Source organism: Pseudohalioglobus sediminis, assembly GCF_008370495.1.
GTDB lineage: Bacteria > Pseudomonadota > Gammaproteobacteria > Pseudomonadales > Halieaceae > Halioglobus.
The window spans coordinates 131,835-153,687 of sequence record NZ_VTUX01000009.1; the positions used below are offsets into that span (position 1 = coordinate 131,835).

At 63.6% G+C, this 21,853-nt stretch carries 20 protein-coding genes; 5 read left to right on the forward strand and 15 right to left on the reverse strand.

The features are described from left to right. Positions 1 to 17: 17 nt before the first annotated feature. From F0M18_RS17070 to F0M18_RS17100, 7 genes are all read right to left on the reverse strand, one after another. On the reverse strand, positions 18 to 1,319 hold the full coding sequence (locus tag F0M18_RS17070) for a J domain-containing protein (protein WP_149612677.1): 1,302 nt from the start codon (positions 1,317 to 1,319) through the stop codon (positions 18 to 20). 123 nt (positions 1,320 to 1,442) lie between these two features. After that, complete coding sequence (locus F0M18_RS17075) at positions 1,443 to 2,924, reverse strand: O-antigen ligase family protein (protein ID WP_149612678.1); 1,482 nt, start codon at positions 2,922 to 2,924, stop codon at positions 1,443 to 1,445. Beyond that, entirely contained in the window at positions 2,921 to 4,225 is a 1,305-nt protein-coding gene (locus tag F0M18_RS17080) for a tetratricopeptide repeat protein (protein WP_149612679.1), read from the reverse strand. Before F0M18_RS17080 ends, F0M18_RS17075 begins: the two co-directional genes overlap by 4 nt. After that, positions 4,225 to 5,976 (reverse strand): J domain-containing protein, encoded by a 1,752-nt coding sequence (locus tag F0M18_RS17085; protein ID WP_149612680.1) that lies wholly within the window; start codon positions 5,974 to 5,976, stop codon positions 4,225 to 4,227. Before F0M18_RS17085 ends, F0M18_RS17080 begins: the two co-directional genes overlap by 1 nt. A gap of 2 nt (positions 5,977 to 5,978) precedes the next feature. Then, positions 5,979 to 8,243 carry a GumC family protein gene (locus F0M18_RS17090; protein WP_149612681.1) on the reverse strand — a complete coding sequence of 755 codons (2,265 nt, stop codon included), beginning with the start codon at positions 8,241 to 8,243 and terminating at the stop codon, positions 5,979 to 5,981. Between the two features lie 34 nt (positions 8,244 to 8,277). Then, the gene (locus tag F0M18_RS17095) at positions 8,278 to 9,039 is read right to left on the reverse strand and encodes a polysaccharide biosynthesis/export family protein (protein ID WP_149612682.1); all 762 of its coding nucleotides are present in this window, start codon (positions 9,037 to 9,039) and stop codon (positions 8,278 to 8,280) included. A 100-nt stretch (positions 9,040 to 9,139) separates the two neighbouring features. Beyond that, positions 9,140 to 9,952: a tyrosine-protein phosphatase gene (locus tag F0M18_RS17100; protein ID WP_149612683.1), complete on the reverse strand. Its 813-nt coding sequence runs from the start codon at positions 9,950 to 9,952 to the stop codon at positions 9,140 to 9,142. A 164-nt stretch (positions 9,953 to 10,116) separates the two neighbouring features. Here F0M18_RS17100 and F0M18_RS17105 point away from each other — a divergent pair, with 164 nt between their 5' ends. Then, complete coding sequence (locus F0M18_RS17105) at positions 10,117 to 10,596, forward strand: hypothetical protein (RefSeq protein ID WP_149612684.1); 480 nt, start codon at positions 10,117 to 10,119, stop codon at positions 10,594 to 10,596. A gap of 124 nt (positions 10,597 to 10,720) precedes the next feature. After that, complete coding sequence (locus F0M18_RS17110; protein WP_149612685.1) at positions 10,721 to 11,326, forward strand: thermonuclease family protein; 606 nt, start codon at positions 10,721 to 10,723, stop codon at positions 11,324 to 11,326. Between the two features lie 8 nt (positions 11,327 to 11,334). Here F0M18_RS17110 and F0M18_RS17115 read toward each other — a convergent pair whose 3' ends face one another. The 5 genes from F0M18_RS17115 to F0M18_RS17135 form a co-directional block, all read right to left on the reverse strand. Continuing rightward, positions 11,335 to 11,664, reverse strand: a complete 330-nt coding sequence (locus F0M18_RS17115; RefSeq protein ID WP_149612686.1) for a hypothetical protein — start codon at positions 11,662 to 11,664, stop codon at positions 11,335 to 11,337. Positions 11,665 to 11,761: 97 nt separating this feature from the next. Beyond that, on the reverse strand, positions 11,762 to 12,619 hold the full coding sequence (locus F0M18_RS17120; protein WP_149612687.1) for a class I SAM-dependent methyltransferase: 858 nt from the start codon (positions 12,617 to 12,619) through the stop codon (positions 11,762 to 11,764). A gap of 212 nt (positions 12,620 to 12,831) precedes the next feature. Then, complete coding sequence (locus F0M18_RS17125) at positions 12,832 to 13,353, reverse strand: hypothetical protein (protein ID WP_149612688.1); 522 nt, start codon at positions 13,351 to 13,353, stop codon at positions 12,832 to 12,834. A gap of 88 nt (positions 13,354 to 13,441) precedes the next feature. Beyond that, a complete protein-coding gene (locus F0M18_RS17130) occupies positions 13,442 to 14,485 on the reverse strand; it encodes an autotransporter outer membrane beta-barrel domain-containing protein (protein WP_188109781.1) in 1,044 nt (347 codons plus the stop codon). A gap of 210 nt (positions 14,486 to 14,695) precedes the next feature. Beyond that, positions 14,696 to 15,223, reverse strand: coding sequence for a hypothetical protein (locus tag F0M18_RS17135; protein ID WP_149612690.1), 528 nt, complete (start codon positions 15,221 to 15,223; stop codon positions 14,696 to 14,698). Positions 15,224 to 15,583: 360 nt separating this feature from the next. Here F0M18_RS17135 and fcl point away from each other — a divergent pair, with 360 nt between their 5' ends. Continuing rightward, complete coding sequence (gene fcl / locus F0M18_RS17140) at positions 15,584 to 16,546, forward strand: GDP-L-fucose synthase (RefSeq protein ID WP_149612691.1); 963 nt, start codon at positions 15,584 to 15,586, stop codon at positions 16,544 to 16,546. A 133-nt stretch (positions 16,547 to 16,679) separates the two neighbouring features. Here fcl and F0M18_RS17145 read toward each other — a convergent pair whose 3' ends face one another. The 3 genes from F0M18_RS17145 to F0M18_RS17155 form a co-directional block, all read right to left on the reverse strand. Next, positions 16,680 to 17,129, reverse strand: coding sequence for a hypothetical protein (locus F0M18_RS17145; protein WP_149612692.1), 450 nt, complete (start codon positions 17,127 to 17,129; stop codon positions 16,680 to 16,682). Between the two features lie 73 nt (positions 17,130 to 17,202). Then, the gene (locus F0M18_RS17150; protein WP_149612693.1) at positions 17,203 to 18,621 is read right to left on the reverse strand and encodes an HNH endonuclease signature motif containing protein; all 1,419 of its coding nucleotides are present in this window, start codon (positions 18,619 to 18,621) and stop codon (positions 17,203 to 17,205) included. Between the two features lie 335 nt (positions 18,622 to 18,956). After that, positions 18,957 to 19,385 (reverse strand): hypothetical protein, encoded by a 429-nt coding sequence (locus F0M18_RS17155; RefSeq protein ID WP_149612694.1) that lies wholly within the window; start codon positions 19,383 to 19,385, stop codon positions 18,957 to 18,959. Positions 19,386 to 19,553: 168 nt separating this feature from the next. On the opposite strand from F0M18_RS17155, the gene gmd reads away from it, so the two are divergent. Next, a complete protein-coding gene (gmd, locus tag F0M18_RS17160) occupies positions 19,554 to 20,684 on the forward strand; it encodes a GDP-mannose 4,6-dehydratase (RefSeq protein ID WP_149612695.1) in 1,131 nt (376 codons plus the stop codon). A 40-nt stretch (positions 20,685 to 20,724) separates the two neighbouring features. Beyond that, a complete protein-coding gene (locus tag F0M18_RS17165) occupies positions 20,725 to 21,852 on the forward strand; it encodes a nucleotidyltransferase family protein (RefSeq protein ID WP_149612696.1) in 1,128 nt (375 codons plus the stop codon). Position 21,853 lies beyond the last annotated feature (1 nt).

The window sequence follows — 21,853 nt, forward strand, 5'->3', positions numbered from 1 at the left end:
GAACCCGCCCTGCTGCCTCAGTAAATCATCCGCGTAATCTGCAGGGCGCCATCGGCGCCGCGATCAATCTCAAAGTCGATACTCGCCGCCAGGGTCTGTGCCTGGCCGCGTCGCCTCGGTGCGCCGGTGATATCCATACGCGCCCAACCGCGGCGCGGCGCGGCCCCCGGTTCCCAGTTGACCTCGGTCACCTGTAGGCCCTGTATACGCACTCCGGCGAATACCCTCTGGAAATACGCACGGATAACATCACTGCCCTGCGCGTCAGGGGTTTGCGCATCCGCGGCAAACAACGCGGTGAAGGCCGCCGCATCCATGGCCCGGTAATGGGTGGTGAAGGCCCGTAGCAATTCACTCAGTTCGGCATCGGTGATGGGGGCAACATCCGATTGCGGTTCCACCAGGGCAACCGCGTTGCTGTCTGTCGCGCTGTCAGCGGCACTGGCGAGCCCCACCACCCCATCGATGGCCGCGCTTTCGACCGGGGCGGGTTCATCCAGGGTCAGCACCACCTCTTCCGGTGCCTGCGTTTCTTCGCTGCTGTCCCCGGTGTCGGCCCGGGTGTCTGGCTCAGGCTCAGGCTCGGGCCCTGGCTCAGGCACGGCCGTGCCAGGCGGGCGCTGCAATTCGGACACCGACGACACGGTCAGCTCCGATGTACGATCGAACAGGTACCAGCCGCCTGCCAGAACCAGCACCAGCGCCACCGCGGCGTACGGCAGGGGCCCGCGCGAGCCGTTGCCGGGGGCATCGGTATCTGTTGCCTGGGCCACAACCGGGGGCGCGGGTGCTGCTGTCACATCGGCTTTGGGCGCTTGCACTGCAGGGGCAGGCGTCGGCTCGGGGGGTGCTTCATCCGCTGGCTCAGCGGCTGGTTCAGCGGCTGCTTCAACAGGTGGTTCAGCGGGCTCGCCCAGCGCTGCCCAGGCGGTTTCCACCCGCTGCGCATGCCGTTCCGCCAGCTCCGTGCTGGCCTCACCCCAGTCCAGGGCAAACAGCTGCTGCAGCCGCTGGTAGTGCTGCCGGATCTGCGCGGCATCCGCATCCGCGGGCACACCGAGCACGCGGTGGTCGTCCCCGAGACCGGTAAACAGCAGTAACTCGATATAACGCACCAGGGCGTTGCGACAATCGTCCGGGTCGACTGCCAGGTCGGCGGCCGTCTGCTCGATGTTGTCATCACTCAGGCAGTGTGACGGCGCCGCCAGCAGTTCACCCACGCCAGGCGGCAGCGGCGCGGTGGAGCGGCGCTCGTCGTAGGGGCTGGGATAGCGGTAGTAATCCAGCGCCAGGAACAGGAGTTCAGGTATGTGTCGCATGCCTATGGGTCCCGATTCATGCGGGTTATTGGGCTGACACTATCATATTCGGGCCGCGTGCCAGAACCGTAAACCGGCGCTTGTGCAAGATTGCCCGTTGCGCTGATCGCTCGCACCCCGGGCCTACTCGTCGTCCATAAACGGGTTGCGTTGCGTGCTGGCCTCGCCCACCGGGCGCAGCTGCGGTCGGCTGCGCTCGGCTATTACCTCGCCCTTGCGCGCGCGCACCGGCTTCGGCGGCTCTTCCCAGGGATAGAAAAAGACCCCGGCAAAGAAGGCAAAGTAGGCCAGGTTGGCGGGCACAAACAGATTGAAGTCCACCAGTTCGTGCAGCAGGGTGAGCAGCATGGCCAGGCCCGCGCCCACCTGGATGTAACGGAACTCACCCCACTCGCCGGTTTTCCACAGGGCAAACCAGCGGCGCACGTACAGCGCCAGGAAAGCGACAACAAGCACCGCGCCGGGCACCCCGGCGTTGAACAGCCACTCCAGGTAGCTGTTGTGGGCCTGGTTCATGGTCACGCTGGCGTGGGCCAGGTCCTGGAACGGCGGGAACACCTGCTCAAAAGTGCCACTGCCCGCCCCCAGTGGCGAGAACTGGGCGATACCCTCGATCACGCCCTGGAAAGTGGTCCAGCGGCCGTCAGACATGGGGTCGCGCGCGGCAAAGCGCTCCCATACCGGGCCGAGGCCGATAGCAATGGCACAGGCCACGGCGATGGAAGTGACGGTGCCGGTGAGCCCGTAGGTATTGCTGCCGCCGATGCGCCGCGAAAACAGCACCCCCACCAGCAGCACGCCAACGATGGCCAGGCCGATGCCGGCGCGGGAGCGGCTGAACACCACCGCCAGCAATAACAGCACCGAGAGCGCACCGTAGAGAAAAGCCTTGTGCCCCTGCAGGGTAGACAGGTACAGCAGGCGCTCGCGCAGGTTGCGCGCACGCTGCACACGGCGCTGCCGCCCCAGCGTGGCCATGAACAGCGCCAGCGTGAGCATCAGTGTCATGTCGAGGAAATTGGCGTAGCTGTTGCGCCCGCGCCAGGTGCCCTTGGACAGCCCGCCGGACTGGTCCATGCCCACCATGAACGGCGAGTCCGGCCCGGTGCCGTACTGCAGCAACCCCAGCACCGCCTGTGCCGCGGCCATCACGAACACCAGCACCAGCGCCGTGCGCAGCTGTGCGTAGGGCAGCGCGCGCACCAGCAGGAATACCGACACCGGCAGCAGCAACACCATCCAGCCGAGCAGGGTTTCCCGCGGCAGCAACGTGAGCCGGGTGCTGGCCTCGCTGCCCACCAGTTGCAGGGCACTGAAGTAATCCGCCTGGCCGGGCAGGCTCAGCCGGCTGAGGCCTGGCAGCGGCAGCAACTGCAGCAGCGGCAGCGCCAACAGGGCCAGCAACAGCAGTTTTTCCAGCCCGCTGACGGCGATCACCCGGGGCCGCCACAACAGCAGGGCCAGGGCAAACAGGGCCAGCAGTTCCAGCACCAGCAGCGCCAGCGGCGTCTTGCCGGAGCGGAACAGGGGCGCCAGCAACAGCATCGCCATCAGGGCATAAAAGCCCAGGCGCGTATACCAGTCCATGACCCCGTCGCGGCTCATCGCAGCAATCCTATTTGCATATCGTCGAACCAGATGGCGCCGTTGAGTTCGTGGTCCACATCCCGGGAGCCCGCGGAGTAGAGGCGCAGCACCTGGCCGCTGCACTCGGCGGGCACGCTGACATCAAACTCGAAGGTGCGCCAGTCGCCGGCGCCGCTGAACAGTTCGCTCTCACCCAGCACCCCGCCGCTGCCGCTGCTGCAATACAGTCGCCACTGCAGGCCGCGGCGGGTTTGCAACTGGTCCGGACGCGCGCGCCCGCTCACCCGGTAGTTACCCGGGCCGAGGAAAATATGCTGGTATACATGACTGAAACGCACCTGCCGGCCGCGGAATGACAGGCGCAAGGCGCTGTCGTTGGAAGCGCCGTAGGTGTCGCCGCGGGTAATGCGGATGCCGCTCTTCTGCGGCGGGCGGGCCACCCAGCCGAAACCTGAGTCGTTGGCAAAAGGCTGCTCGAAGCCGCCATCGTAGAGGTAGCCGAGATAGGCAAGCTGCTCCTTGCTGAGGCCATTCACCCAGTACAGGTAGGCCTCGGACACCAGCCCCTCGCGGCGCAGGCGGTTGATAAAGCGGTTGCGCTCGTACTCCTGCAGCGGCAGTGCACTGGAGGCGTCGCGCAAGGCCACCAGCCCGCGCAGGGCATCCAGGTTTTCGGCCTTGTCGGCCACGTGGGCGAAGAAGCCGTTCCACCAGGGGAAGGGCCTCGGGTCGGCGGCGATGGCCAGCAGCACCTCGCGCGCCTCCGGGTCCGCCGCCACCTCCATCAGCAGGGGGTAGTATTCGCGCACGCTGCTGCGCTGGCCCACCATGGCCCGGGCGATGTGGCTGACGGCGCGGCCCAGTTCCTGTTCCACCAGGTAGTAGCGCGCCAGGTTGCGTTGCACCCGCGGGTGCACCGGGGCCAGCCGGTCCGCGAGTTTCGCCGCTTCTGCGCCGCTGCCACCGGCGCGCTGTTCCGTTAATGCCAGCAGGGCCAGGGCATTGCCCCGGGCCGGCTCCACGGCTATGGCGCGCTGCAGCAGGGCCCGCGCGGCGTCGAGGTCGCCGGGGGCGAGATCTTCATCAGGCTGTTCCAGCAGGGCCTGGGCCCGGGCCTCCAGCGCGCGGGGCTGGCTCGGGTCCCACCACAGGGCGGTGTCGAGGTAGGAGGCAAAGGCCTCACCCTCGGCATTCAAGGCCAGGCGCGTGGCGTTGTCCGCCAGGTGCAGTTGCAGAGCCTGCCAGGCGATCAACAAGGCGCCCGTGACCACCGCCAGGCGCCGCAGCCACAGCAGGTTGCCTGTACTTGCGCCAGCCATCAGTAGGTCATCCTGGTGATCAGCAGGTCGCCGGAATCGGCGCGGCCCACGTCAAAATGGATCTGTGCCTCCACCGTGGAGGCATCGCCGCCAGCAATCGGTGCAGTGGTAATGCGGACCCGCGCCGAACCGCTGCGCAGGAGCTCACCGCTGCGCCAGCGCACCTTGCTGAAGCGCACGCCCTGGACCTCGTTGTCGGCGAAGAAGCCGGCGTATAAATCGCGGATGTTAGTGCGCCCGCTGGCATCCGTGGTGCGCGCATCCGGCGCAAACAGCGCGGCAAAGGCTGCCGCATCGCGGAATTCGTAGTGGTATGTGAAGGCCAGCAGCAGGTCTTCAAGTTCCGCGTCGGTGATAGGGGCGGGGGCCGCTGCGGGCTCGATCGCGGCTGTAGCCGCTCCTACGGGGTCTGGTGCAGCGTCAGGCTGGGGCGCAGCAGCAGGTTCGGGTGCGGCCTCGGCCACCCCTGTTGGAGCGGCTACTGTGGGAGCGGCTACTGTGGGAGCGGCTACAGCCGCGATCTGGTCTTGCGCGTCAACCGCCGCAATTTTTTGTGCAGGATTCTTCGCGGCTGTAGCCGCTCCTACGGGGTCTGGTGCAGCGTCAGGCTGGGGCACAGCAGCGGGTGCGGGTGCGACCTCGGCCACCCCTGTTGGAGCGGCTTCTGTGGGAGCGGCTACAGCCGCGATCTGGCCTTGCCCAACATCCACCGCAATTTCCTGTGCAGAATTCTTCGCGGCTGTAGCCGCTCCTACGGGGTCTGGTTCAGCGTCAGGCTCGAGCACAGCATCGGCGACCGTTTCTGTGGGAGCGGCTACAGCCGCGATCTGTCTCGGCGCGCCCAGCACGGCGCGGGTGGCCTGGGCGACGCGGGCCTGGACCCGGGCCTCGATTTCGGCATCGCTCTCGGGGCTGCCGTATACCGTGCCGCTGCTGCCCGTCGGGGCTGCGTCAAGCCCGGTCTCGGCCGCGGCCGCCGCGACGGCCAGCTCTTCCCCAGCCTCCTGTTCACCGCCACCGGTATCGGGACCATCTGCGGTGGCGACAGCCGCGACGGTCAAGCGCGGCGCCTGGCTGGACTGGAACAGGACAACGAACAGCAGCCCAACGAGAAAGACCACGAGTGCGGCGTATAGCCAGGGCTTGCGCCAGAGGGCGGTGGTCGTGGGGGCCGGAGTGGGGGGTGAGTGCATCGCGGCTGTGGCCGCTGGTACGGGTTTGGTGAGCGGGGCCGGTTCTTGCGTGGCTTTGATCGCGGCTGTAGCCGCTCCTACGGGTTGCTGCTCGGGCGGGGCCGGAGGCGCCAGTTGCGCATCGTAGGCAGCGCGCTTGCCCGCATTGCGCAACACGTTATAGGCCTCGTTGATGCGCGGGGCGTACACATCATCCCAGCCATCGCCCTCGGTGTCGCGGTCCGGGTGGAACAGGCGCATAAGGTGAAAATAGTGTTCCTTGATCTGTGCCGGCTCGGCGTCCCGGTTCACGCCCAGTACGCGGTAGTGGTCACCGGGCACCTCGAACAGGACCTGCTTGATGAAGAACAACACCGCCTCGCGACAGTTCTCGGGCGTATCCCCCAGCACGTTCGCTGTGGCCTCGACCTGCTCGTCACTGAGGCAGCCACCCGGCGCCGCCAGCAACTCACCCATCCCCGGGGGCAGCGGGCCGTAAGGCTGGCGCAGCTGCTCGAAGCGACGCGGGTCGTGGTAAAAATCCAGCGCCAGGAACAGGGGTTCGGGGACAGGCTGCATGTTCAGGCAGACTTGCGTTCGTCGTTGTCCACGCCGTAGCTATAGCTGTAGGCGTAGCCGTAATCGCCGCCGTAGCCGTAGCTGGCCTTGTTCAGGTCGTACTTGGTGAGCACCCCGCCAAGCAGGTTGGCGCGGGAGTGACGCAGGCGCTTGAGCCCGGCCTCCACGCCACCATTGCGGGCCTCACCCGCGGCCACCACCAGCAGGGTGCCTTTGGCAACGTCCGCCAGCAGCAGGGCATCGGCCAGGCCCAGCAGGGGCGGGCCGTCGATTACCACGTAGTCGAAGCGCTTGGCGGCCAGGGTGGTGAGGTTGAGCATGCGCGAGCCGTGCAACAGCTCGGCCGGGTTGGGCGGAATGGGGCCGGAGGTCATCAGGAACAGGTTATCCACGCCGGTGGGCTGGGTCACCCGCGCCGGCTCGATGTCGCCGGTGAGGTAGTTGGTAAGGCCGTTGTCGTTGGGTTTGGCAAACACCTTGTGCAGTGAGGGGTTGCGCAGGTCGCCGTCGATCAGCAGCACGTTGCTGCCGGTTTGCGCGAAGGTAATGGCGGTGTTCACCGCGGTGGTGGTCTTGCCCTCGCCGGCCGAGGCGCTGGTGAAATGCATCACCTTGGGCGCGCCCTCGTGGGTGGCAAACATCAGTGCCGTGCGCATGGAACGGTGCGCCTCGGCCATGGCCGAGGTGGGCTCGAGATAGGACTGCAGGGCAATGCGCTCGCCCTCGGGCACGTTCTTGCCCATCAGCTTGGGAATAATGCCCAGCACCGGCTTGCCCAGCAGCTTTTCCAGGCCCTCGGCGGATTTGACCGAGTCGTCCAGCATCTCGAACAGGAAGGCCAGCGCCGCGCCGGCAAAACCGCCCAGCACCAGGGCCAGCATCAGGTTCATCAGCGGTTTGGGCTTGTGCTTGCCACGCGGCACCTCGGCCTTGTCTACCACCGAGATATTGTTGTTGGCCACGCCGGCGGCCACGCCCACCTCCTTCATGCGCTGCAGCAGGCCGTCGTAGAGCTCGCGGTTGGTGTCCACCTCGCGCTTAAGGGTCTGGAAATCGGTGGTGCTCTCATTGAGGCGCAGGATCTCGTCGCGGGTGGCGGCGATGCTCTCCGCGAGCTTCATTTCCTCACGCAGCTTGGCCTGGTAGCGGATCTTGATACCGTTGCGGATATTGGCGATCTCGCCCTTTACGTCCGCGTCCACCTGGTCGATCTGCTGCTGCAATTGCTGCATCAGCGGGTAGTCCGGCTTGTAGATTTTGAGCGACTCCTGGTACTCGGACTGCAGCTCAGTACGACGGGCCTTCAGGCCCTGGATAACCTCGCTGTCCAGCGCCTGCGCCAGGCCGTCTGAATCTGCAGTGAGCATTTCCTGGTACTGGGACTCGGCCTCGATGCGCTGGGATTCCACCTGCACCTGGGCGCGGTTCATCTCCTTGAGCTTTTCCATGAGGATGTCCTGCTTGTCCTCCTGGTTGATGATGCCCCGGGACTGGGTATAGGCCACCAGCGCCTGCTCGGAGTCTTCCAGGTCGGCGCGCACCTGCTTGATGCGGTCCTCGAGGAAACTCTTGGCGTAGGTGGAGGCCTCGAAGCGCCGCTCCAGGTTCATGTCCACGTAGGCGCGGGCGATGGTATTGACGATCAGCGCGGCCTGCTCCCGGTCGGGGCTGTCGTAGTGCAGGCGCACCAGGCGGCTGTTGCTGACCGGCTGCACGGTGAGGTTGGCAAGGAAGGCGCTCTCGAGATTCGGCGGCAGCGCCTCGCCCTCCTCTTCCTCGCCGAATATGAAGTCTTTGGTTGCGGACACCAACTGCCGGATAGCGCCCGGTTCAGCCTGCTCCGCCGGCGCCTCCTCCAGGCCGAGCTGGTCGATCACCCGTCGCGCCAGGGTGCGGCTCTGCAACAGTTCGTACTGGGTCTGGTAGAAGTCGCGTGAGCTGGCGGATTCCTCGGCGGTGACGTCCTGGAACTCCAGTACCTTGCCGGTATCGCGCTCTATCTGCACCACGGTGGTGGCGCGGTAGATGGGCGTCATCATGGCGGTGGCGATGGCGGTGACCACCACGATCACGGCCATGGTGATGATGATGGTCCAGCGCCGGCGCAGCAGCATGTTCCACAGCTCGCGCAGGTCAATAAAGTCATCGTCCGGCTCGGCCTGCTGTTTGGCCATGCCGGCAATGGCATCCTCGTAGCGCGCCAGCTGTTTTTGCATGTCGGCCAGCATCAGCTGCTGGTCGGGGGCGACGGGTTCGTTCTTATCCATTAATCAAGTCCAGGCCCTGTGTGGAGACGCGGCATCAATACGGCCGGAAGCCGATAAAGCCGCGCAGGGTATCGGTCACGCCTTTGATCACTGACTTGCTGCCGGACTCCGGCACCACCACACGGTCATTGCCGATCACTTCCGGGTCGCGTTTGTCGCCCGCGGTGATTTCATTGAGGTTAACCAGGTAGCCGATCACCTCACCGCTGGCGTTGGTGCGGAATACGACAATTTCCGCTTCATCCGCCAGCCGCTCCATGCCCCCGGCCATGGCCAGTGCCTGCAGCAAGGTGGTCTGGCCCTTGAGCGGGTAGACACCGGGCCTCTCCACCGCGCCGATTACCGTGACCTGGCGGCTGGCGTAGTCGACGATATCGATATTGACCTGCGGGTCCTGCAGGTAGCTCTCACCGTACAGTTCGGAGAGCAGATCCTCGGCCTGTTCGCGGGTGAGGCCACCCACCTTGACCGGCCCCAGCAGCGGCATGCGAATGTAGCCACGGGAATTCACCTTCTCGGTGCCGGACAGTTCTTCCACCTGGAACACATCGATGTGCAGCTCGTCTGCCGGACCGATACGGTAATCGCTCTCGGGCAGCACAATGGTGCCGCTGCCGGCATCCGGCACCGCGGGCAGGCGGGTCATATCCTTTACGGAGTCATCGCCCACCACCTTGACCGGCTCGCCCTCGGCGGCGGGCTGCCGTGACGACGCACAGGCAGTAGCCAGGCACACCAGCAGCAGTGGCAACAGTAATTTAGGGAGGGTATCTCGAAAAAAAACAGACTGGACCATGGGCTCCTTGCCGGCTCAGCAACAACATACCTTGAGAATACAGAAAAGCCGCGCCAGAAGGAATTGACCCAGCGCAGGTATTGACCCGAACTTGGCCCGCCTAGGAAAACAACCGCGCCAGCCAGGACTTCCTGGCCGGGCGCCGCAGTGCACCGGCCGGGGCGCCGGGGCGCAGGGCCGGCGGTGAGGTCACTGCATCCGGCGCTGCGTTATCCAGTATCGCCTGTGGCCGCTCGCGCACCAGCCGCCAGGACTCTTCCTCGCCGACAATCGCCGCCGCTGCAGCCCTGGCCTCGGCCAGCTGCGGCGTGCGGTTCTTAAGGTTGTGGGCGTCCGAGGCCAGCAAATGGGTGACGCCGTCTTCCAGGAAGCGCTCGGTGATGCGCTGGACCCGGGGGCCAAAAACCCCCAGCAGGCTGCCGCCGGTAAGCTGTATCCAGGCGCCCTGGCGGGCGGCGTTCAGGAACAGCTCGTAGTCGCTTTCGATATAGCTGAGCCGCTCCGGATGGGTGATAACCGGCACATAGCCGGATAACAGGGCGTTGTGCAGCAAGTCACCCAGGCGCGGCAGGGAAACGTGGTGCGGCGGCTCAAACAGGAAGTAGCGGCTGGCGGCAAGCGTGGGCAGGGTCGCGTCCTGCAGCTCCTGCACCAGGCCCGGGACCACCTGGATATCGGCGCCGTAGCTGAGCTGCAGGGGGATGCCTGCCGCATCCAGCTCTCCCCGAAAGCCTGCCACCGCCTCGCGGATGCCGGCGTGGGTATTCGGGAACAGGCCGGGGTAAATATGCGGGGTACACACGGTATGAGTGATGCCATCGGCCACGGCCAGCTCGGCCATGCGCAGGGCGGTGGCGAGGTCCCGCGCGCCGTCGTCAATGGCCGGGAGCATATGGCAGTGCACGTCAATCATGTTACAGCCCTACAGCGAAGCCTCCAGCATAGCAGCAATGGAATAACCCTTGTGAAAATACCGGTATTCGGGTTTGTCGATAGCCTGATCTGGTGTATTCTTAACCAATAGGAACGTGCCCTCAAGCGGCACACGTTGGAATATGACAACACGGAATGTCGATCATGAAGTCAATCAGACCCGTTATTCTCGCCACCAGCCTGCTGGCCAGCGGCGTGGCCATGGCCGCCGACAAGGAAACCATTCTCAGCTCCATGGAAGGCCAGGTGATGGTCAACCAGGGCCAGGCCTACGTGGCCGCCAGTGAGAGCATGCTGCTCTACCCCGGTGACCGCCTGATGGTCATGCGTGGCGGCAGCGCCCAGCTGCAGTTCGCCAACGGCTGCATCCAGACGCTGCAGGGCAATGAAATCGCCACCGTGGGCACCGCGGAATCCTGCAGCAACCTGCAGGCTGCGGGCACCTACAACCAGGTCGGCAAGGGCACCCCCGCAGCGAAAGGCGGCGGCGTATCCGGCACCGCGGCAGGCGGCACTGCCAGCACCGTAGGTGGCCTGGTCATTGCCGGCACGGCTATCGGCATCGGCGTCGGCATCGACAAGAACAGCGGCGGCCGCAGCGACCCGCCACCCGCCTCGCCCTGACAGCGAGGCCCCTGGACCACCCGACAACGCCCGGACACCACCCGGGCGTTTTTGTATCCGGCTGATGCGCACAAAGTGCTATCGCCCATCCACAGGCCGACGCACTCGTGCCACAATGCTGCCCATGCCGACCACCGCCCCATTACTCTCCCGCCCTCGCCGCGCTCGCCGACCGGGCAAACCCACGGCGCATAAAACCCGCTACGTACGCCCCAGGGCCGGGGGCGGCAGGCAAAAATCCAAAAACCGCAAGCAGCCGGCGCAGATTCTCCTGGGCATCGTGTTTATCGTTGCCCTGGTTGCGTTTTTCGACCAGGCCAGCATCCAGCCCGCCAAACTGCTCAGCGTGAGCGATGGCGACACCCTGCGGGTATCACTGGATGGACGGGAAGTGAAAGTGCGCCTGTACGGCATCGATACCCCGGAATACAAGCAGCCCTATGGCAGCGCAGCCAGCGAAGCCCTGCGCGGGCTGGTTGCGAACCGGGAGATCGAGGTAAAGGAGCGCGACAAGGACCGCTACGGCAGGCTGGTGGCCATTGTGTATGCGGACGGGGAAAACGTGAACCGGCAACTGGTGGAGAGCGGCTACGCCTGGTGGTACCGCGACCACGCCACTTTCAACGTGCCACTGGCGTTGGCGGAATTCAGCGCCCGGCGCAACGACCGCGGCCTGTGGCAGGATGAGGATCCCACACCACCCTGGGAGTGGCGCAGCAAGCGGCGTTGAAGGCCGGCTCAGGACACCCAGGTCAAAAGGGTCTGCAGCACCGGTATGGCCACCGCCACCAGGATCACGCCGAGCATCACGTTGATGCGCGCAAAACGCACTTCCATCTCGGCAAAGCGTGCATCCACCTGGGCGAAGCGCCGATCCATCTTTGCCTCTATTCGCGTCTCAAACTCCGTGAAACGCGTGTCCAGGTAGTCCCGGGTAACCAGGGCATCCATATTGTGTACAAAGACTTGCGTCATGGCTTTGGCGTGCACCTCCGCCTGCTCTCGCGGCACCCCTGAGGATTCCAGCGCGCGGGCGTATTCCAGCGGATCAAAAGCTATGGCTGCCATGCTACTCCCCTGATCAGTTCTTGACCAGCCTACCCAGGCGCCGCAGCGGGTGGAACATCAAAAACCGCCAGCTTCGGCCTTGCCATTCACTCGCCACTCACCGGCCGGGTTCCGCGGCCGCCGCCGTTACCAGCCACACCGCGCCGCCAAGCGCCAACTTGCCGTCGCGGAGGAACGGCGCCAGGGCCTCGGCGGCATCGTCGACAACGCGCGCTTTCACCTCGGGCGACTGCTCTGCCAGCAGGCGCGCTACCGGGCCCACCATCATCAGCTCCGTCACGGTTTCGCGCAGGCCGTTGCCGCTGCCGAAGGTCATCTCCACTGAGTGGGGCGCAATGGCGATATCGCCGAAGCCGCTGGCGGCGAGTATGGACTCCAGCCACTGCGGGTCGGCAAAGGCAAAGGGGCCGGGGGCGTGCGGGTCGGGCGATTCCGGCGCCGGCACATGGCGCAGTGCGGCCTGCACCGGCAGCAGGGTCCACTGGTTATCCCGCATGGCCTGCCAGCAGCAGAAGCCCAGGCGCGCATCCGCCTTCAGGGCCCGGCGCATATTGCTGAAGGCGGCGATGGGATCGTCGAAAAACATCACCCCGAAGCGGGAGAACAGCAGGTCGAAACTGGCCGCATCAAAGGCCCAGGTGGCGGCATCCGCCTGCAGGAACGTCAGTGCCGCCGCATCCTCGGGCTGGCCCCTGCCGCGGGCTATCTCCAGCATGGGTGCGGAGATATCCACGCCCAGCACACTGCCACCAGCGCCGATATGTTCCGCCAGCAACACGCTCTGGCTGCCGCCGCCGCAGCCGATGTCGATGGTATGGCTGCCCGGCTCGGGCTGCACGTGAGCCAGCAGATCGCGGGCAATCGGGTCCAGCAGCTTCGCCATGGTGGCGTCTTCCGCCGCCCAGCGAGCGCCTGCTTCACCGTTCCAGTATTCATGTTGCTGTTCGTTGGCCATGCTGATTCATCCCATTAAAAAGCCGTTATTCTGGCACACCACGCAGCAACCTGCCCGCAATGCCGGCGGGCAGCCGGCAGAGGTTTACAACCAAGAGGTTCAACGTTGGTGCGAGGGTTATGAAGCCACGGCAGCCGCCGGCAAAAGGAACCATGATTGCGAGTGAGAAAACAGCGTGGCGGCGAAAGCGCGGACGTACAGGAAAAAACGGCTCAGAACATCCAGGCCAGCAGGGTTTGCAGCATCGGTATGGCCACCGCCACCAGGATAACGCCAAGCAGTACGTTGATGCGGGCAAACTTCACATCCACCCCGGCGAAACGCTGGTCCATGCGCGATTGCAGTTCCCTGAACTGCATGTCCACCTGATGAAAGCGCTCATGCACCTGACGAAAGCACTCATCCACATGCTGAAAGCGCTCTTCCACCTGCTGAAAGCGCTCATCCACCTGCTGAAACCGCTCATCCACCTGATGAAAGCGCTCATCCACCTGGTGAAAGCGCTCATCCACCCGGGCAAAGCCCTGCTCCATCCTGGCATCCAGCCTGGACTCCAGGCGCGCTTCAAACTCAGCAAGGCGCGTATCCAGGTAGTCCCGGGTGACCAGGGCATCCATATTGTGTACAAAGACTTGCGTCATGGCTTTGGCGTGTACCTCCGCCTGCTCTCGCGGCACCCCTGAGGACTCCAGCGCGCGGGCGTACTCCAGCGGATCAAATGCTATCGCTGCCATGCTACTCCCCTGATCAGTTCCTGACCAGACTACACAGGCACAGCCACCACAGGAACATCAAAACCCGCCAGGCGATGCCACCCGCCCGCTACTTCAGGTTCCAGCCCACCAGGATCGAGTGGCCATCCACATCGGTACCGGTACTGAGCTGGTAGCCGATGCTGATATCTTCAAGGAAGCGATTGTCTGCAGACAGGTCTACACCAACGGAATAACCAAACTCATAGAAGTGGGTGAAGCCCAGCGCGTCGCGGTTACTGCCGGTGAAGGCGGTGGCGCCCACATGGGCGATGCCGAACAGGGACCTGCCCAGGAGTTTGGGGGCCCAGGGGTGTTTCATATCCAGCTTCAGCGACGTGGTACCGGTGCTCTCACTGAAACCCTGGAGATCACGGGATTCCGAGTAGCTGGCGATGTGGCTGTAGGTATAGCGCCCTTTTATCGACATATCGTAGCGCTCCCGCCACTGCCAGTTGTAATCCAGCCCTGTTGCGAGGCTGGCTACCCAGGCGTTGGTGTCCCAGTTGAACAGCACGCCATCGAGAATGGGGGCAAGTATCTCCTCGCTAAAGCCCCCGCTGTAATCGGCGTCGCTTTTCAGCCGACTCACGCCCAGATCAGCACCCGCGAGCAGTGACAGCCGCGGCGACAGATGCCAGCGCAGGCCGGCACCGAAGCCGGCACTCGCTGCCGTCCATTTCGCGTCAATGTCCTCCCCTTCCGATACAGTGAAGTCCGTTTCTTGCCGCGCGCGGCTGAAGGTGGCACGCAGCAGCACGTCTACATTGTCGTCAGCGCCAGGGATCTCGTACTGCAGGGGTAGCTTGAAAATATCGTAGTCGGCATCATCGGCTTTCAGGCGCGACGCGCTGATATTTGGCTCGATGAAAAAACTGAGCATGTGGACATAACCCGCGCCGATATTCGAGTTATTGATCTCTTTCTGCAAGGCGTCACGCAGATCGTCAAGCCAGTCATCGCCCGGGGAGGTTTGCGCCAGCCCAGCGGGGGTGTGCAACAGGCACATGCCAAGCACCCAGGGCAGGCACAGGCGCCCCGTGGAGCCGCTGCCTCGCCCGCCTGTTACCACCGGGCCCTGCCCTGCTGTATGTTGCTTCGCCGCGATGCGCACGGTGGCTCCTGCGTGGTGTCGATGAGTATCCGGACTGATCATACTAACTGCGCGCTTGCCGCGGCGCCAGAATCAGCGCGCGCCCGAGTGGTCAAAACTTGCCGCGTGAGAAAAGTGCCGATTGATAGCAGGCCAGCCGGGCAGATATCGCTGCATGATTTGCCGACTCTACGGAGACGGCGAACGGAATTGATGCGCAGGGCGGCCGGATCAGCCCAGCAGGCGGTGGATAAGCGGGATGACCACGCACACCAGGGTGATGCCCTGCATCCAGTAGAGCAGGTTGAAGCGGCCATCCATGCGCTCAAAGCGCACATCGACCTGCGCAAAGCGCCGATCCATCTCCAGTGCCAGATCAACAAAGCGCTTATCCGTGCTCGCCTCCATTTCAGCAAAGCGCTTGTCCATGTTTGCCTCCAGCTCAGCAAAGCGCGCGTCTATGCTCGCCTCCATTTCGGCAAAGCGCGCGTCCACAGCGCCGAAGCGCCTGTCCACATCGCCAAAGCGCTTGTCGATGCTCGATATCAGCTCGGCGAAGCGCCTGTCCATCTCACCCACGATCCGCGTTTCAAACTCATTGAAGCGGGAATCCAGATAATCCTTGGTTACCAGGGCATCGAAATTGTGCAGAAACATGGCGGTCATGGCTTTTGCGTGCACCTCTGCCTGTTCGCGGGGAACCCCCGACGCTTCCAGCTGGTGTGTGTACTCCAGCGGATCGAATGCGATAGCAGCCATATTACACCTCGAATTTACGCACACCAAGCGTACGCAAACGCGATGCGGGAGCGAACATCAAAAGCGGGCAATGAGCCAGGACAGGCCTCGACAGCAATAGAACCTGTAACCAGGCCCGGGTGGCATACGCGGTACTATCGCGGCTGTAGCCGCTCCCACAACATAACCAGCCCCCTGCCCCCTGCCCCCTGCCCCCTGCCCAACCCCCGTAGGAGCGGCTACAGCCGCGATCAACAATACCCTGGCCCATATCTAGTCCCGTAGGAGCGGCTACAGCCGCGATCAGAAATAGCCTGCCAATACCCTACCAGTGTAAACTTCAACCATTGGGGATTCGGGGGCCGACAGGGAAGCAAGACAGTGAGTAAACGCATATTCGTTGCCGGCCATCGCGGCATGGTGGGCGCTGCCCTGGTGCGGCAGCTGCAACAGCAAAGCGGCAACGAGATCATCACCCGCAGCCGCGCCGAGCTGGACCTCACCAACCAGCAGGCGGTGCAGCAGTTCTTCGCCGGCGAACAGATCGACGAGGTGTACCTGGCGGCGGCCAAGGTGGGCGGCATCCACGCCAACGACACCTACCCGGCAGACTTCATCTACGACAACCTCATGCTCGAGGCTAACGTTATCCACCAGGCCTTCGCCCACGGGGTGAACAAACTGCTGTTTCTGGGCAGCTCCTGCATTTACCCGCGCCTTGCTGAACAACCCATGAGCGAAGACGCGCTGCTAACCGGCACGCTGGAGCCCACCAACGAACCCTACGCGCTGGCCAAGATCGCCGGCATCAAGCTGTGCGAAAGCTACAACCGCCAGCACGACACCGACTACCGCAGCGTGATGCCCACCAACCTCTATGGCCCCGGCGACAACTTTCACCCGGAAAACAGCCACGTGATCCCCGCCCTGCTGCGCCGCTTTCACGAGGCTGTGCAAAGCGGCGCCAGCAGCATCACCATCTGGGGCACCGGTAAGCCGCTGCGGGAATTCCTGCACGTGGACGACATGGCCCGGGCCTCGGTGCACGTGATGAACCTGCCGCAGGAAGAATACGCCGCGGTGACCCAACCGCGCCTCAGCCACATCAACGTGGGCAGCGGCGTGGACTGCTCCATTGCCGAACTGGCGGAAACCATCGGCAAAGTCACTGGTTTTACCGGCACCATCGACTACGACATTAGCAAACCGGACGGCGCGCCGAGAAAGCTGATGGACAACAGCAAACTGCGCGCCCTGGGCTGGCAGCCCGAATACAACCTGCAAGCAGGCCTGGCCGACGCCTACCGCTGGTACCTGGAACACCTGGACACAGCCCGCACCTGAGCGAAGACACTAACCCTGTAGGAGCGGCCACAGCCGCGATCACCCAACAACCGCAACCACCACAACCGCCGGCGCAAAACGTCAACTCCGCGGAAACGTCGGCCAGAATTGATGTGTAGCTACCGATGCAGCGCTAAGCCACCCAAACCAGCACAGCCTGCAAAACCGGCACCGCCAGCGCTGCCAGAATCACGGCCAGCATTACATTCACTTTGGCAAAGCGGGTTTCCATCTCGGCGAAGCCAAGCTGCATACGCGACTCGAGTTCATTGAAGCGCAACTCGAACCGGGCGTCCTGCGCAGCGAAGCGGTGGTCAACCTCTGCAAAGCGCGCATCAAACCTGGCCTCAATGTCAGCAAAGCGAGCGTCAACCTGGGCGAAACGATGATCCAACTCCCGCCCTATCCGCGACTCAAATTCGGCGAACCGGGTATCCAGGTAATCCTTGGTTACCAGGGCATCAAAATGTTGCACATACATGGCAGCCAATCCCTCCGCGACAACCTTCGCCTGGGCCGGGGGCATACCTGCCTCTTGCAGTTGCTCCGCGAAACCTGTCGGCGTCAACACTATCGCTGCCATGCTACGCCTCCACTTAATGCCTGACCAGCCTACCCTGTGGCGTTACGAGCACGAACATCAAAAGTCAGCACCATCAAACGCCCGCCCCACCCCGCCGCAACAAACCGTCGATGGCCATGCCGTAATCACAGCGCTCGCCCTGCCAGTGCGGCACGCAGGTGAGGGGCGTGACCTGCGCGCCCTGGTGCAGCGCCAGCTGGGAGGACGTTTCCGCGGAAACGTTTTGAAACTGCGGGAAGATGCTTTCCTGCAGCACCTGCCCATCCTTGCCGGTGAAAATAAAACGCCGCTCACTCCGCGAACCCTCCGCACGAAGGCTGAACTCGCCGTTGTGTAACGCGCGGTGATGATGCCGGCACAGGGTGACCAGGTTATCGAGGCTGGTTTCGCCGCCGTCCACCCAGTGCACGATGTGGTGCGCATCTACATATTTGCGCTCACAGCAACCCGGCACCCGGCAGGTCTGGTCGCGCAGTGCCAGCGCGCGGCGTATCGCAGGCGGCACGGTGCGGCTGCGCCGGCCAATGTTGAGCACCTCACCCTGCTCGCCCTCCAGCACGGTGACCAGGCTGGCGTCGCAGCACAGGCGCCTTGCCGTGGCCGGACTCACGCCCTGGTTATGCTCAAGGTGGCAAGGCTCACCGAGCGCATCACCCTGCTCCAGCGCCCCGCGCAGGGCCGCCAGACTCACGTGCAACTGCACCTGGCAGCGCTCCGCCCCTTTCAGGGCCGAGGGGCCTTGCGCCGAGGCGAGGAAATGCTCCGCCAGCGTTTCCATGGCATCCGCACGCAGCTGCCGCAATGAGGGCCGCTCCGGTTCCCCCGCCAGCGCGGCAGGCCCTGCCTCCGGCGTTTCCGCGGAAACGTTTTCCAGCGGGCCGCCCGCCTCCTGGGCCAATGCCGCCTCGATGGCCTTCACCACCAGCGTACCCGCCTCGGGGGGAAGTTTGGCGTGCAGCACCCACATACCCTGCTCGTCCTGGTAATACACCAGTTCCCGTGCCGCCTGCTGCGCCGCCTCATGCTCCTGCTCACGGGCACGCAGCACACGGCGGTATTTATTCACCACCTGCTCCAGATGGCTGGCGGTGCCGTGGCGGGCGATCATCAGCAGGTAGTCCTCATTCTCCGGCGTGGCGACACGCGTCATGGCGCGCACCTTGGAGTAACTGATTTCCCCAGCGGCAAAGGCCGCGTCGATCAGGGGCAGCGATTCCAGGCAGTGCGCCACACGCACCTTCTCCCGCGCTGTGCCCAGGTCGATACCGCAGCGCCAGTTGAGCCAGTGCGCGCAGGAACGCACCGTGCCGCCGCCACTCCAGCCCTTGCTGTCGTCAAAGCGGGCAATGAGCTTGAGCAAGCGGTGATTGGCAGCGTTGATCTGCCCCGCCAGCAGGGTGATTTCACGGCCGAGGTCTTCCGGATCATCGCCCGGCACCCCTGAGTAAACGGCTGAGGAGACGGCTGGGGGAACGGCTGTGGCACAGGTCATGGTCAACACCTCCGATACTGTACATAAAACCAGTATTCACCAATGCACGGTGCTAACCCAAGCCCTGCAATCCATCAAAACCGGCCAGCGCCGAACCGCGACGGCACAAAAACAGGCACTGGCACCGGCATGCCACCCCGAACCCATCACCATCAATACAACGCTCACCACACCCTGTAAGAGATGATTGCCGAGGAGGCCAGTAGCGACCTGCAGGCAGCACGCAAAAACCGGCCACTACAGCGGGAAGGTTATGAAGTGAACCAGGTTCGAGAATAACCGGAGAGCCCGGTTAATTTGTAGAAGCGGCTACAGCCGCGAGTGGGCGGCCCAACTCAAGACACCCAACCAATCAGCGTCTGCAGCATGGGCACCGCCACGGCCACCAGGATAATACCTAGCGTGACGTTGATGCGCGCGAAGCGGACATCGACCTCGGCAAAGCGGACATCAAACCTGGCATCCATCTCAGCAAAGCGAGCGTCAAACCTGGCATCTATCTCAGCAAAGCGGGCGTCAAACCGGGCTTCCATCTCAGCAAAGCGAGCGTCCACCTGGCCGAACCGCTGATCCAACTCCCGCCCAATGCGAGACTCGAACTCGTTGAAACGCGTGTCGAGATAATCCCTGGTTACCAGGGCATCCATGTTGTGTACAAACATCTGCGTCATGACTTTGGCGTGCACCTCCGCCTGCTCTCGCGGCACCCCAGAGGATTCCAGCGCGCGTGCGTACTCCAGTGGATCAAATGCTATGGCTGCCATGCTACGCCCCCGGTCAAGTTTTGACCAGCCTACCTACCCACCCGCACAACAGGAACACCAAAACCGGCCCGCGATGTGAACCCGTAGGAACAGCACCAGCACCCTGACCCCACCGAACACATGTGGTATCTTCTACGCACCCTGAAAACACACAGAAAAAAACCCAACATGGAACGAAAAACAGCCCTGATTACAGGCATCACCGGCCAGGACGGCTCCTACCTCGCGGAATTCCTGCTGGAAAAAGGCTACGAAGTGCACGGCATCAAGCGCCGCGCCAGCTCCTTCAACACCGAGCGCATAGACCACATCTACCAGGACCCGCACACCGAGAACCAGCGCTTCAAACTGCACTACGGCGACCTCACCGACACCTCCAACATCACCCGCATCATCCAGCAGGTGCAGCCGGACGAGATCTACAACCTGGCCGCCCAGAGCCACGTGGCGGTGAGCTTTGAAGAACCCGAATACACGGCAGACGTGGATGGCATCGGCACCCTGCGGGTGCTGGAAGCCGTGCGCCTGCTGGGGCTGGCCGACAAGACCCGCATCTACCAGGCCAGCACCTCGGAACTCTACGGTCTGGTGCAGGAAACACCGCAAACCGAAAAAACCCCGTTCTACCCGCGCTCACCCTACGGCGTGGCCAAGCTCTACGCTTACTGGATTACCGTGAACTACCGCGAGGCCTACGGCATGTATGCCTGCAACGGCATCCTCTTCAATCACGAGAGCCCGCGGCGCGGCGAAACCTTCGTCAGCCGCAAGATCACCCGCGGCCTGGCCAACGTCAGCCAGGGCCTGGAAGACTGCCTGTACATGGGCAACCTGGATTCCCTGCGCGACTGGGGCCACGCCCGCGACTACGTGGAAATGCAGTGGCTGATGCTGCAGCAGGACACCGCCGAGGACTTCGTGATCGCCACCGGCCAGCAGATCTCAGTGCGGGAATTCATCACCCGCGCCGCCGCCGAACTGGGCATTACCCTGGAATTCAGCGGCAAGGAACTGGATGAAGTGGGCACCGTTGCCGCCATCGACACCGCAAAAGCGGATGCCGAAATCAACGTGAAGCCCGGCGACGTGATGGTGAGAGTGGACGCGCGCTACTACCGGCCCGCCGAGGTGGAAACCCTGCTGGGCGACCCCACCAAAGCCCGCGAAAAGCTGGGCTGGCAGCCCACCACCACCCTGGATGAGATGATTACCGAGATGGCGAATAACGACTTGCAAGCGGCGCGGAAAAACCGGCTGCTGGAGCGGGAAGGTTATGAAGTTACTCAGGCTCGGGAGTAACAGGTGGTGAAAAACGTTTCCGCGGAAACGTAACCAGGTGATGGCCCGCAACGAAGACCGACACGCCTTTCACCGCGCGGCACTGAAACCCTTCGTGCCGGGAACGCCAACGCCACGCGTAGAGGAACTTGTAGCTGGGCTAGGGCCTGGCGCACAAACCCCCTTCACCGACTTCCTGCTGCAACAGGGCATGGGCCCGCTGTGGGATAAGCTGCTCGAAACACAGCAAGCCGGGGAGGTTTTCAGCACGGAAGATCGCCAGCGCCTGCACCACAGCCGTTTGCAAGCCACCGGTGATTACCTGCTGCAACACCACAACCTGAAAGCCGTTCGCAGCGCGCTGGACGCCGCCGGCGTGGAGCACATCACCTTCAAGGGTTGCCACACCCGCGAGGCCTACTACCCCGAGCCCGCGCTGCGCCCGGCAGTGGACCTGGACATACTGGTGCCCCCGGAGGAAAAGCTAAAGGCGATCCGCACGCTGCAGGGCGAGGGCTACCACTTCCACGGCAAGCCGGAAAACATTTCCCACGAGTGCGACCTGGTTAAGGGCAAAATAGCGATAGACCTGCACTGGGATATACTGCGCCCCGGCCGCACCCGCGTGCCGATGGCCGACGAACTGATCAATGACAAAGTTGACTACCGCAGCCACTGGGGGCCAAGCCCCGCCGGCACACTGCTGCTGATACTGGTACACCCCGTGTTCAACAAGTACTGCAATGGCCCTCGCAGTTCATTGGTGCGTCTGGTCGATACACTGCAACTACTGGAGCGGTACCCAAACTGCTTGGAGGAAGCGATCCAGTTGCTACACCGCGCCGGCCTGGTAACTGCGGGCTGGATTACAGCCAACTGGCTGCAGCAGCTCACCGGCCATGAGCAAGCAGACCATATGGCGGCCTTATTGCAACCCGGCTACGTGCGCAGGCACTACCTTGAATGGTGGCTCAGAACGGATCTATCCTCACGCTGGCAAGAAAGCGCTGCAATCATACACCTGGGTTTCACACTGCCCGCTCACGACAACTTGCAAGATGCCCTGCGCGCAACCCAAACCGCTCGCGAGGCACGAAAACACGGCAAGGCAACGCTCAAGGCGCTAGAGCAAGCGCTGGAAGCTGGTTATCATAAACAGCAGCACACCATCGCTGGCCAGAACCCATAAC